Origin of the sequence: Paenibacillus sp. Y5S-9 (genome assembly GCF_036894235.1) — a bacterium.
Classification (GTDB): domain Bacteria; phylum Bacillota; class Bacilli; order Paenibacillales; family Paenibacillaceae; genus Paenibacillus.
In genome coordinates this window covers 2,377,424-2,389,926 of the sequence record NZ_CP145887.1, presented here as the reverse complement: position 1 = coordinate 2,389,926, position 12,503 = coordinate 2,377,424, and the positions used below count along the sequence as shown (strand labels likewise).

General features: G+C 46.9%; 11 protein-coding genes. 3 read left to right on the top strand and 8 right to left on the bottom strand.

Translation table 11 applies throughout. The features are described 5' to 3' along the window. Positions 1 to 235: 235 nt before the first annotated feature. Complete coding sequence (locus V6669_RS10720; protein ID WP_338593708.1) at positions 236 to 1,678, top strand: hypothetical protein; 1,443 nt, start codon at positions 236 to 238, stop codon at positions 1,676 to 1,678. A 221-nt stretch (positions 1,679 to 1,899) separates the two neighbouring features. Here the strand turns inward: V6669_RS10720 and V6669_RS10715 are convergent, their stop codons facing one another. From V6669_RS10715 to V6669_RS10695, 5 genes are all read right to left on the bottom strand, one after another. Continuing rightward, complete coding sequence (locus V6669_RS10715; protein ID WP_338593706.1) at positions 1,900 to 2,481, bottom strand: DUF4269 domain-containing protein; 582 nt, start codon at positions 2,479 to 2,481, stop codon at positions 1,900 to 1,902. Between the two features lie 20 nt (positions 2,482 to 2,501). Further along, entirely contained in the window at positions 2,502 to 2,708 is a 207-nt protein-coding gene (locus V6669_RS10710; RefSeq protein WP_338593705.1) for a YwbE family protein, read from the bottom strand. Between the two features lie 216 nt (positions 2,709 to 2,924). Further along, positions 2,925 to 3,713 carry a polysaccharide deacetylase family protein gene (locus V6669_RS10705; RefSeq protein ID WP_338593703.1) on the bottom strand — a complete coding sequence of 263 codons (789 nt, stop codon included), beginning with the start codon at positions 3,711 to 3,713 and terminating at the stop codon, positions 2,925 to 2,927. 66 nt (positions 3,714 to 3,779) lie between these two features. Beyond that, entirely contained in the window at positions 3,780 to 4,718 is a 939-nt protein-coding gene (locus tag V6669_RS10700; RefSeq protein WP_100529333.1) for an aldo/keto reductase, read from the bottom strand. 109 nt (positions 4,719 to 4,827) lie between these two features. Beyond that, complete coding sequence (locus V6669_RS10695) at positions 4,828 to 6,852, bottom strand: Na+/H+ antiporter (protein WP_338593698.1); 2,025 nt, start codon at positions 6,850 to 6,852, stop codon at positions 4,828 to 4,830. Positions 6,853 to 7,066: 214 nt separating this feature from the next. Here V6669_RS10695 and V6669_RS10690 point away from each other — a divergent pair, with 214 nt between their 5' ends. Then, positions 7,067 to 7,366, top strand: coding sequence for a hypothetical protein (locus V6669_RS10690; RefSeq protein WP_338593695.1), 300 nt, complete (start codon positions 7,067 to 7,069; stop codon positions 7,364 to 7,366). 97 nt (positions 7,367 to 7,463) lie between these two features. Here the strand turns inward: V6669_RS10690 and V6669_RS10685 are convergent, their stop codons facing one another. Continuing rightward, positions 7,464 to 7,946 carry a MarR family transcriptional regulator gene (locus V6669_RS10685; RefSeq protein ID WP_091032120.1) on the bottom strand — a complete coding sequence of 161 codons (483 nt, stop codon included), beginning with the start codon at positions 7,944 to 7,946 and terminating at the stop codon, positions 7,464 to 7,466. A gap of 271 nt (positions 7,947 to 8,217) precedes the next feature. Between V6669_RS10685 and V6669_RS10680 the strand changes: the two genes are divergently transcribed. Further along, positions 8,218 to 9,333, top strand: coding sequence for an FAD-dependent monooxygenase (locus V6669_RS10680; protein ID WP_338593689.1), 1,116 nt, complete (start codon positions 8,218 to 8,220; stop codon positions 9,331 to 9,333). A gap of 117 nt (positions 9,334 to 9,450) precedes the next feature. On the opposite strand, the gene V6669_RS10675 is transcribed toward V6669_RS10680, so the two are convergent. Further along, entirely contained in the window at positions 9,451 to 9,678 is a 228-nt protein-coding gene (locus V6669_RS10675) for a hypothetical protein (RefSeq protein ID WP_338593686.1), read from the bottom strand. A 216-nt stretch (positions 9,679 to 9,894) separates the two neighbouring features. After that, positions 9,895 to 12,471: a glycoside hydrolase family 2 protein gene (locus V6669_RS10670; protein ID WP_338593685.1), complete on the bottom strand. Its 2,577-nt coding sequence runs from the start codon at positions 12,469 to 12,471 to the stop codon at positions 9,895 to 9,897. Between the last annotated feature and the right edge of the window lie 32 nt (positions 12,472 to 12,503).

Below are 12,503 nucleotides of genomic sequence, written 5' to 3'. Positions count from 1 at the left end.
GTGACCTTCACATATCAATTCTGGTGACTTTCATCCGCTCCTATTTTAAGAGTAACAAGCTTCATGTTGTAATAAATTCTCCAGTTGTAAAATAAATCCTTCATTTATAGCTCAGATGCTTCTCCCTAAAAATAAATGCTGCGGCAAACCCCGGACTCCACGAACGCCCGATCTTGACATGCATACGATATATCACTCCTCGGGTTAGTCACCAGGATGTAGGGAGGCCTGTTCGATGAATATTCAACTCACTGCGTTACACTATGTCTACCTTGCATTTATCGTCTTGATCATCGCAGTTATGATCCGGCGCAGGGACACCACCATCATCTGTGTCGCGGGTATTATGACCATTGGACTTCTGGCAACCGAAACCTTGAGCGGATCAGTTGCTGGGATCTTCAGCAGTTTTATCTATGCAACAAAAGAATTGTTAAGTACAATCTTCATCATCTCGATTATTGTGGCGATGAGCCGTGTTCTGATCAGAACCGGCATTAATGAGGTCATGGTAACACCTGTCACCCGGTTTATCCGTTCTCCTCAGGTCGCATATTGGGGTATCGGATTGATCATGTTGGTCGTATCGCTATTTTTCTGGCCATCCCCGGCCGTAGCACTCGTCGGTGCAGTACTGCTTCCTGTAGCCGTGCGTGTAGGTCTTCCTCCGATTGGAGCTGCTATTGCCATGAACCTGTTCGGACATGGGATTGCACTGTCGGGAGATTACATTATTCAGGGGGCTCCCAAACTTACGGCTGATGCAGCCGGTCTACCCGTTCCTTACGTCATGACGGCCAGCATTCCTTTGGTTATTGTCATGGGAACCGTATCTACACTTACAGCCTTCTGGATGCTGCGCAAAGAGATGAAATCAGGCTCACCTGCTCATTCCCCAAACGATATATCAGGCACCATGCGCATGGAACATTCTTCCTCATCAGAGGCTGTGTCTACTTCTCTACCTGGCAATCTGCCTGTTGAACGTCAAGCCATGTCACCCCGCCTGCAAAAGGTGTTCGCTCTGCTTATCCCTCTGTTATTCGCAGTTGATGTGATTCTGATGTTTGTATTGAAGTTGCAAGGCGGCGACGCAACAGCTCTGATTGGTGGTACCGCTGTGGTCATATTGATCGCTGTCACCCTTGCCGCACATCGTCATGCCGGACCAGAGGAAACGACCAATTATTTAATAGAAGGATTTCAGTTTGGTTTCAAGGTGTTTGGACCGGTTATTCCTATAGCCGCATTTTTTTATCTGGGGGATGCTGCGATTACGGAGTTGTTCAACAATCCTCTTCCTGAAGGTTCACACGGAATCGTGAATGATCTCGGGGTTGCGCTTGCTGGACTGGTGCCATTGAATGATACGGTGGGCGCCATTACAATGACGGTGACCGGAGCAGTGACCGGAATGGATGGTTCGGGGTTCTCGGGGATTTCCCTGGTTGGCTCGATTGCGTCCATGTTTGCAGGATCGGCAGATTCCGCACCTGTACTGACAGCACTCGGTCAGGTTGCAGCCATATGGGTAGGTGGCGGAACCTTGATTCCATGGGCATTGATTCCTGCTGCTGCAATCTGCGGAGTCAGCCCTTTTGAACTTGCAAGACGCAACCTGAAGCCTGTACTGCTGGGACTCACGGTAACAACAATTGTAGCCATCTTTCTGATCTGACCAAAGGTTATTTACACTGACACTACGATGACAGAAGCACCTTCCAATCGCTGTTATTCCCAGATTTTTTTGATCCCCTTTCCCAAGGGGAAATCCGGTAATAGCGTATGCTTCCGATGCAGCTTTCTTTCAGAAAGCCTTAGGCGACCGCTTCGCTTTTTCAGGTTTTTTCTGTCCTCTCCGTTATCGTGTAAATGATTAGTTCATCTCAAATAGACATTTTAAAAAGACGTGCGTGAACGGGCCCAGTTCCAGAGATCTTCACGTTTCATCTCTGCCAGATGCAGCATGTCCACATATGGATCTCCCTGTAATCCAAGTACAGAAGCAAAAGCAGGCTCCGTCTTCCACCCTGCCTGTTTCAGTCTGCGGATCTCACGGTGTCCCGCGTCTCCCCACAGTTGCAACAATCTCCACTCTACGATCATATGTAAGTATGCATTCTGCCTGTAAACTGGCACGGATTGGGCAAAAATCTCCACAGGCCAATGTCCCACTTGCAAATTACAAGTCACATAAGGCCGTTGGTCTGGAAGATCCCCACCACGTACACATTGAAATTCAGCAATGGCTCCGATTCGATTGTATATCTCGGCTTCAAACACATCCAGATCCTCTGCATAACACAGCAGATCCAGATCACTGCCCGGAATATCAATATCAATTGGCACCGTTCCTGCTGGATATGGGTGATAGTCAGCTAATATCTCGAGCAATCCACTGCTCTGTAACACAAGATATGCGTCCTGCTGACGTGTATTACCCGAAGCCAGATGTGCCATCACTTCTGCGGTAGTACTCATCTCCCCACCTTGGGCCACAGTTAGTTTGAGCCTCCTGTAATGACCTGTTTCACTCGTCCCACTTGACCACTCGTCAGTCGTACTTTGATTCCGTGTGGATGCGTAGGTGACTTGGTTAACAGATCCTTCACAATGCCACGTGTCAGCTTACCTGTAGCTTGATCCTGCTTCAGCACAATGTCCACTTCCAGACCTGGCTTAATATTTATACGTTGTTGTCCATTCATTATGTTCACTCTCCTCTATGTCGTAATTCATATCTTGTATACTATATAACCCTTAAACACAAAGCTCCATCTATTGTAGACGTTTTGGTTTCAAAACAAAAGGGACACGGCAAGAACCCCTACGCCTGATTCCATGGTTTTGATATGAAGACCAAGATAAAGAAACCGCAGGTCTCTTCATCTGAGACCTACGGTTCCTAATTGGATTGGCCATGTTTAGGGCTGCACATGCTTCAAAATAGACGAAGGCGAAGTTCCATCCTTCGCAGCTTCCCGTGCCTTTACAGCAAGTAGCTCAGACACCGTAACGAATTGGTACCCCTGCTGCTGTAACTTCGGCAGGATCGTTTTGAGTGCAGCTACCGTATGGGACTTGCCTTCCACCTTATCGTGAAAGAGTACAATATCCCCATTTCGTGCGTTATTCAGTACTTTTTTAACGATAGCCGATACACCCGGAGAAGCCCAGTCCCGTGTATCCTGATGCCAAGACCAGAGTACAATGGTATACCCTTTTTGTTTGGCAGCCTGGATGACCATGTCATTGTAATAACCGCCCGGTGGCCTGAACAACAGGGGACGCTCCGCACCTGCTTCAATGATTGAACTTTCTGCTTCGTTCATATCCTTCATGTACTTGTCCGCACTAGTAGATCGAACTGCATACGTGTGCGCATAGGTATGATTGGCTATTTCATGCCCTTCGAGCTGTTCCTGCTTAATCAGTTCAGGAAATTTATCTACCCATTTGCCAAGTACAAAAAAAGTTCCTTTAGCATGATACTGCTGTAACAAAGCCAGGATCTGCGGAGTCTGAATCGGATCTGGTCCATCATCAAAGGTAAGGGCGATGAGTTTATCCTGTGTGGGAACTTCCCACACAATCTCTCCTCGTTCCTCATAATACTGACGGTTCTTCTGTACAGGCTTCGCATAGGCAGAACTGCTACCCAGAAAAATAATTAGCGTGAACATTCCGATGACTCGGGCTGCCTTCAGGTTCATGTGGTGTCCTCACTTTGTCTTCATACGTAAACTCCCTGTTAGCATTTCCCGATTCACCCGAACTCATTAACGAAAGATCTGATCCACGACTGCAATTTCCTCAGCAGTTAATTCCACATTTAATGTTTGCAGATTGTTAATGACCTGCTCCGGTCGCTTGGCACCCGGAATCAATGCATCAATCGAAGGCTGAGTCAGGTACCAGGCCAAAACCAGATGAGCAACCTCAACATCTTTGGATTGTGCTATGCTGCGCAGTTGCTCAACTTTATCGAGATTTTCAATGAAAGCTTCACCTGTAAACAGCGGGTTCTTTGCCCGTCCATCCTGAAAGGTTGTATCACGATTATATTTCCCGCCCAGCAGTCCCGCTGCCAGAGGGAAGTAAGGAACAAAAGAAATGTTATGCTCAGCCGTATACGGCAACAGCTCTTTCTCCGCATCTCTTTTGAACAGATTATATTCAGATTGCAGTACGTCTACATGCCCGTCCTTGTTGGCTTCACGCAACTGATCAATGGAGAAATTAGATACGCCAATGGCACGAATTTTGCCAGCGTCTTTTAATTGTTTTAACGTATCTACCGCTTCATCCTTAGGCGTATGTTCATCCGGAAAGTGGATGTAGAACAGATCAATGTAATCGGTTTGCAGACGTTTCAACGCCTCATCCACGGCTGTTTTCAGAAAAGCAGGTGAGTTATCTATGACAATCTTGCCATCCACAAATTTATGAGCTGCCTTGGTTGCAATGATGGTATTCTGCCGCTGACCAGTTTCCTTCAGTACTTCACCAATCAGTCGTTCGGAATGCTCCGGTCCATAGATGTACGCCGTATCCACAAAGTTAATACCTTGTTTCAAAGCTGTACGAACCACTTCCTTACCCGTCTCATCATTCAGCATGTCCGGATAGATATTATGTCCGCCTACTGCATTCGCACCCAGTCCAATGGGATTCACGATCAGATCCGTCTTGCCCAACCGAATTTGTTGTTCTGCCATGTCTCATCTCTCCTTCACTGATCGAATAAGTACAATTTACTTGTAACGTCTTTCTTGTCCCATATTATATCAAACCGTTTAGCATATTTAAAATATCGGATTCATCGGATTAGGTGTTTTTCAGCGCAGTTGCTTCCACGTCGTTAATAAACCGGCGCAGTTTCGCAGCCACATCACGGGTGATTTCACCGTTTTCATACAGTTGTTGCACTGTATTACGCTGTTCCTGAATCGCCACCATCTGCAACTCCAATTTCTCCTGATTAAACGGATCTTCCGTTTTACCCTGGTTCCAGGTGCGCAATTTGGCAATTACACGCTCATACTTAGCAATGATCGACAGTGCGACAACTCGATTCCCATCATTCATATGGGCACGAATGGCCTTAATTGCCGCTTCAGAGGTGCGCAGCTTTACCTGACGAAACAGTTCTGCATTTTCAAGCATGAATGGTTGATTCGGCTTCTGGGACCGGTTGGTGAACAGATGCCCTAACACACGCCCGATCTCGCTGATCGAGGTCATGAACTGAGTGTTTGCGCGATTCGCCAGCATCATTTCCTTGCGATCCAGCCAGCTGTCACATTTGAAGGCCGCATCAGAAGCAATTGCATTTTCGTCCAGCATTACTTCGACTTCTTTACGCTCCGCGCGGGTGGCAATTAGGTTAATCGCCGTTTCTTGTTTCTGAATATCTTTGCGTTTACCGGCGGTAAGCTGACCTGCGGCCTGTCTGATGTACTTGGACAAGTCGGAGACAACTGCGAGTGCAGCAGCTTTATTCTCATCGTTCATTTCGGATTTGACAGCTCGTATTGCCGCATTGAGCATAATGTCATGTGCTTTTCGTTCTGACTTCTGCGGTGTTTCTTCTGTGGATTTCCCATCGTCCTTGGCCAGAACCGGAAGAAACACGCTCGCCGCAATCAGGGAGAATAGGATAACCCCTGCCGCCAGGAAAATAATCAGATCCCGTTCAGGGAAAGGTGATCCATCCTGAAGCACATAAGGGATTGAGAACGCACCCGCCAATGTTACAGCCCCCCGTACCCCAGAGAGGGAAATGATCGTAATATCCTTGAATCTGGGTCGGCCAATTGAGGATTTGGTACGCAGCAATTCATTCCCTTGCCAGAACAGATAGATCCAGAGAAAGCGCAGAACCAGCAATAGCACCGAGATCAAGCCCACGTATCCCAACACCTGCAGATTATTAAACGAAACATTTTCAAAAATGGTACTCAACACATCCGGGACCTGTACACCCAGAATAACAAACACCAGACCATTTAGTATAAATAAAATGACTGACCATGTGCTCGCAGATACCACCTGCATTTTTAACTGAACCGATTCAGCGCGGTCACGCTCAATGGCGTGGATAATACCACCTGCCACTACCGCAAGAATACCGGATACCCCAATTTCTTCACTCACCAGATAGATGATAAATGGCGTCAGGATTTGCAGCAGCATGTGAATGGTTACATCTTCCATGCCCAGCCTGCGAATCCACATCCCGAGCCTGATTAGCAGAAAAGATAACAATGCCCCGACGAGAAGTCCGCCAATTGCAATCAGAATAAAACTAAAGGTTGCCTGCGCCAGGGAAAATACACCTGTAACCGTGGCTGCAATGGCGAATTTGAAGGCGACCAAGCCGGATGCATCATTCATTAATGCTTCACCTTCAAGAAGCCTATGTATACCTTTGGGCAAATGTACCCGCCCAGCCATGGCGCCAACGGCCACTGCATCTGTCGGGGACAATATGGCTGCAAGAGCAAAAGCAGCAGGTAACGGAATCGAAGGAATCAGCCAGTGAATGGCATATCCCGCCACAACCACCGTGACGAACACAAGTCCCAACGCAAGCAGAAGTATCGGTGCACGCAGATTCCATAATTCATTCCTTGGTGTTCGCTTACCATCGTTGTATAACAAAGGTGCGATGAACAGTACAAAGAACAATTCCGGATTCAACGGCAGGTGAACACCTGCGGGAAGCAAAGCTATAGCTACACCAAGCACGATTTGAATGAGCGGAATGGGAATAAAGGGTACAAACCGGTTTAAAATATTGGATAAACCGATCAGGACCAGTAACACAAGTACGGCAATAAATATTTCCATGATGACAATCCCTTTCCGCTATAGAAGTGGTGAAACCTTTGTTGTATAGGTTTATTTTAACATAATCCAGGCTTTGTTATAAAAATGTTGTCATATTCATATACCCATTCAACTCGTCTCAGACCAGTCTGAATGAAAGAATTCTGATGGATTCTGTATATAAGATGTTACAATATGCTCAGGACAATACCCGTTTGGAAAGGAACTTGCATCTATGGCATTTGGAATTAAACGACAAGAGCTTGCTGCTTGGAAGGAACATGTGGCTCGGGGTGAGATTGCGTACCTCACTCATTTCTGGATTGACAACCGATTCCCCGGTATCACCAGTGTCACCAAAGTGGGCTGCGCAGATCTGGAACGTCTCGAGCGTTGGTGCAACGATCATGGGCTGGACCCGCGATACATTCATCGGCGGCAGCCATTTCCCCACTTTGACCTGATGGGCAGCAAACAAAAAGAAGTTTTGATCCAGGAAGGCTTAACGGATCATGTGGTTCGCTTTCATTTGTAGATCAGCTCAAAAACGCCAGTCTTCAAGGTTCATCCCCCCGCAATTAGGGACGAACTCATGAGGACTGACGTCTTCAAGGAATCAAGTCATATATGGACTACCGGTGGATCTGCTCAAATGACTTCATGTTCTCCAGCAGTTTCAGTTCAATTTTCTTCAGCATGCCAAACATCTGCTGTTGCTCCTCTTCGGAAAGTGCTTGCAACAATTCCCACGTCATTCGGCCGCGATTCGCATTAAGTGTCTTGGCTAGCTGCGCGCCTTCATCCGTTAAGGACAGCCACACAATCCTCCGATCTTCTTCACTGCGCACCCGCTGGATCAACCCTTCCGTCTCCAGTTGATTCAGTACAATGGTGGTTGCGCCGGAAGACAAACTAAGTTGTCTGGCCACATCAACCGCCATACATTTTTTTTCACGTAAAATCATGCCCAATATATGACTTTTTGTCGGATTCAGTTTACAGTTGGTTTCGGTCTTCTGCTGCTGATCCAATACTTTGTTTTTATATCTGAAGAAGGCCTCCAACAATTGATCTACATTTGCCAATTGAGAGTTTCGCTCCGTATCCGGGCTCATAAACGTTCCTCCTGCCTTTCATCATAACCTACCTTATATTGTAACATATTTACACTATGATGTTTGTGAAAAATGCGCTTGTATCCGACACCCTATCGTTGACTGCAAGACTCTTGTTTTATTTCCGGTTTCACCTATTGCATTATGGCAACGGGTTTGTTTATAATAACCTATATCTTTAAAGTTACTTTTAGTTACTTAATGATTTTAATAAATCTGTTGTTATAAAGTAAATAAAGCGTCACCATTATAATGTAAGGGACTTATGCACATGAATCAGAATATACAATCTCAACTCAAAACAGATGTTTGTATCATCGGCGCTGGACCTGGCGGTGCTTTGCTTTCTTATTTACTGAATCAAAAAGGAATCTCCACGATGCTCATTGAGCGGCAGCCCCACCTGCACAAGTCGTTTCGCGGGGAGCTGCTCAATGTGGACGGCGAAGCCATTTTGAATAAACACGGCCTCTATTCCCTCATTCAGGAACGCGGAGCGCTGCTCTTGGAACAGATTCAGTATTGGGAAAATGGGCAGATTATTCATACGGTATCACCAGGCAATGGAGAATCTCATGTTGGTATTCATGTACCTCAAGATCATCTCCTGGAAGCCATCGTGTCGCACGCTGAGCAGCACAACTCCAATGAACAAGTACTGTTTAATACCATCATGACTGGCTTGCTACGAGACAAAAACGGCCAGGTCGTGGGTATTAACATTCGGCAGAACGGCGTTCCTGCCTCCATTCAAGCATCTGTTATTGTTGGTGCTGATGGCAGATATTCTGCTGTACGCAAACATTCCGGTTTGACCCCCGAGATTCGCAAGCACGGGTATGATCTGCTCTGGGCACGCATTCCAGCACCCGTAGGTTGGGAACCCGCTGTTCGGATGGCCAGCATGGATGGTCAACAGCTCGCACTGTTCTCACAGTTCGGCGGTTATGTTCAGATTGGATGGAACATTCCCGAGGGAGCTTACTCCAAGCTGCGAGAGCAGCCGATTGCTCCTTTTGTAGATAAACTTGTATCTGCTTTTCCTTGCCTGTCTGATTCTGTAGCTGCCAACATTCAGAGCTGGAGTGATTTTGTTCTGTTATCTGTTGAAAGCAGCTATTGCCAGTCGTGGGCACAGGACAATGTTGTACTCATCGGTGATGCCGCTCATACCATGACCCCAACCGGTGCGTTTGGACTTAATGCCGCGCTCGAAGATGCGGATGTGCTCTCCGAATTACTTGTCCAAATGGCTGCAGATCAATTCAGTTCCACTGCACAACTTCAGGAACTTCAGACGATTCGCGGTGCTAAGGTGCAGCAGCAACTTGCTCGACAAGTTGAGATGGAATCCTCTTTCCAACAGCGTTATGAATCCTTTCTCTAAACCCAGTTAATACAGATAAAATGCCTATATGCCCAAACAGCCTATCACTTCATCATAGAGAAGAATCGGCTGTTTGGCTTGTTGGTTTATCTTTATTATGTAATTCCGTATCCTTCTTCATTTTCGTTTGCGTGGAGCAAACGTGTCTTCTCTGGGTGCTTCTTGTACAGTATCAACGGCCTTCGGATAGGATGAAATGTTATCTTTTTCATATACTGCTTTCTCCAGATTGTTTAAGCGGCGCAATACTTGTTTGCTTTTACGAACGATATATACAATACCAATAATCAGCAGGATCAACATCAGAATGAATATAACCATCTCCGGATAAAAGACAAATGACATAAAATTACCTCCTTTTGAAAACGATTGCTTTCCATCATTCTAACCTTAATATGCCAACATGTGAACCCGATTGGAAGTTTCGCTTGTGGACTAAGGACAGGGTAACCTGACACAACGACATGAACTCACCTGCTGCAAAAGCAAAAAAAGGTGGCATCCCTGATCAGGATTACCACCTTGAACCTCGAATAATATTTGAAGTCTATTATTATTATTTTATCCTTCTCTGCCGTTCATGGCACTAACCCGAAGTTCTGTCAGTGGCAGAGACGTTTGCTCTGGGTGACGTAGTCTCACTGTTCGGCTTTCACCGGGGAGCAGATCGAAATAATTGTCACTGAATCGGACACGCCCAAGGGGAAGCTCCAGCTTCACCAATCGTGCAATCGCTCCACTGGCCGTAACCGTTACAGACTGTTCCTCTTCGTTCACATGTACGCTCAATTGCGACTCTGGCAACGTCACATCCTTAGGATCACGCAAGAAGTATCGATTGCTCGGCGCCGCGAACCCTTCGGATACCAGCTCAACCATTACTTCCTCCGCACGTCTGCCCTGTAACACCTCTGCTTCAGTTAATTCAGCAATACACAGTGAGGTTTGAGATGTTACTTCAACAGCATGTGAGCTGGAGTAGATCTTCTCTCCATTTAATGCATAGACATTGAGTCGAAGCTCCCCTTTCAAGACGTCACGTGTATCGTTTACGACCCACAACGCAAGCGGCTCCCCGGGCTCATGCTCCAGTGATAACAGGACAGGATGAAAGAATATTTTCCCGTAATAAAAGGATGCCTTCGGCAGCAGTTCATAATCAATCATGGACCAGCTTGTTCCTGGCCAACTGTCATTCAATTGCCACACAAGCGCACCGCTGTTACGGTGATTGATGCGCCGGAAATGTTCTATCCCATAACGCAACCCTTCTGCTTGAGTCAACATGGAATAGTTCATGTACTCTTCTATATTTTGCGGAATCCCTGTGTAACCCTCCATCAACAGAATGCCTTTCTGGTGATTGGTATCCTTGTTGCGATAGGCCATCTCCGGACTGCCCCAGTAAAACTGCCCTGAGGGCATATTTTTCTCCAACGTGTAACGATTGGCCGAGGCGTGCATACCAAATTCACTGCTGAACAACGCATGATCCTTTTTATAATTTTTGAACGTTACACCTTCAATGCTGTAGTCCAGCAGTGGTGGCTCTCCATGCTTCCTTGGATAGACCGAACCATGCCATACCTGCCAGTTGTGACGATCCCCAACATCGGGATCATTGGCGTCCTGACCGTTGCTGTCCCCAAACGGCGAAGAAGGCCAGTACGGACGGGACAGATCCAAGCGATCTAACACTTCAGGGATCAGCTCATGATAGATAAGTTCGCCATAGAACGGACTGGTAATATCCCCACTTGCAGACTTCATATCATAGAGCCAGTCTATTTCATTATTGCCACACCAGATGGCAAGCGAGGCACGGTTACGCAGACGCAGGACATTGTTTTCTACCTCTTGCCGTACATTATCCATGAAATCACGATTGAAATCCGGGAACAATGCATTCGCAAATGCAAAATCCTGCCACACCAACACCCCTTGCCGATCACACTCATCGTAGAAGACATCCTTCTCATATATACCACCAGCCCAGACACGCAGCATGTTCATATGTCCTTCCACCGACAGCTCGACAAGCTCACGATATCGAGAGTTCGGGATGGCGCCAATCAGATGATCAGCCGGAATCCAGTTGGCTCCCTTGGCGTAGATCTTGACTCCGTTCAGGATAAAAGCAAATGCATCTTCACCCCGTTCATTGTGAAGAGCCAGCTCAATCGTTCGTAACCCATAAGGCTCGCTATAACGATCCACCTCAACGCCATCTGCGTATAATGTAACCTCCAGTGTATACAGATACGGCTCACCCAGATCATGAGTCCACCATAACTGCGGTGACGTAACGTTTAATGTGGTATCCGCTTTGCCACCCTCTACGGGTAGTTCAGTGACACCTGCCACCTCAATACCGCTGCGATCCAACAGACGAACATTACAGGTCGCAACCACAGCCTGCTCACGTTTCTGTCTGCTACGGTAAGACAAGACCGACTTCACATCTGCCGTGACATGTAAGACAGCCAGCTCTGTACTGACTGATTCCGTTCGAGCATACACACTTTCCAGCTTGGCGATTGTTCGTTTTTCCAGTCTTACCCCACCCCAGATCCCCACCGTAACCATACGTGGACCCCAGTCCCAGCCAAAGTTCATCGCTGCTTTACGCAACCATGGCCGTTCCTTCGTGTACGAAGACCAGTCAAAGGTTTCTTTGTCCCGGTGATGCAGATGAAGCGGATCAAACTTGACAGCAATCGCATTCCAGCCGCTGCGTACTAGAGACGTGACGTTAAAAGTATGTGACATAAGCATATTTGCCGTTTTTCCAACTTCATGGCCATTCACATATACCGTTGCAAACGTATCCAATCCTTCAAACACCAATTCAAAGTGCTCCTCGGTCTCTGCATCTCTCACCAGATTGAATGTGGAGCGGTACCACCATTCCTTTTGCTCAATCCAGCGACTTTTGGCATCATTATGTCCGTAATATGGCGGATCAATGATACTGCGCTCAACCAATGCAGCATGTACATCGCCAGGCACTTCAGCCCCAATCCAGAAACGGTCATCCAGCGCAGCTGCTGCCACATCCATTGCCCGCTTCTCTCCAACTTCAAAATGCTGTATCTTCCATTGTCCCGATAAATCCTGACTTGAACTATAAGTCTTCATCAGTACGCCCTCACTCTCCAATAACCCTGAGT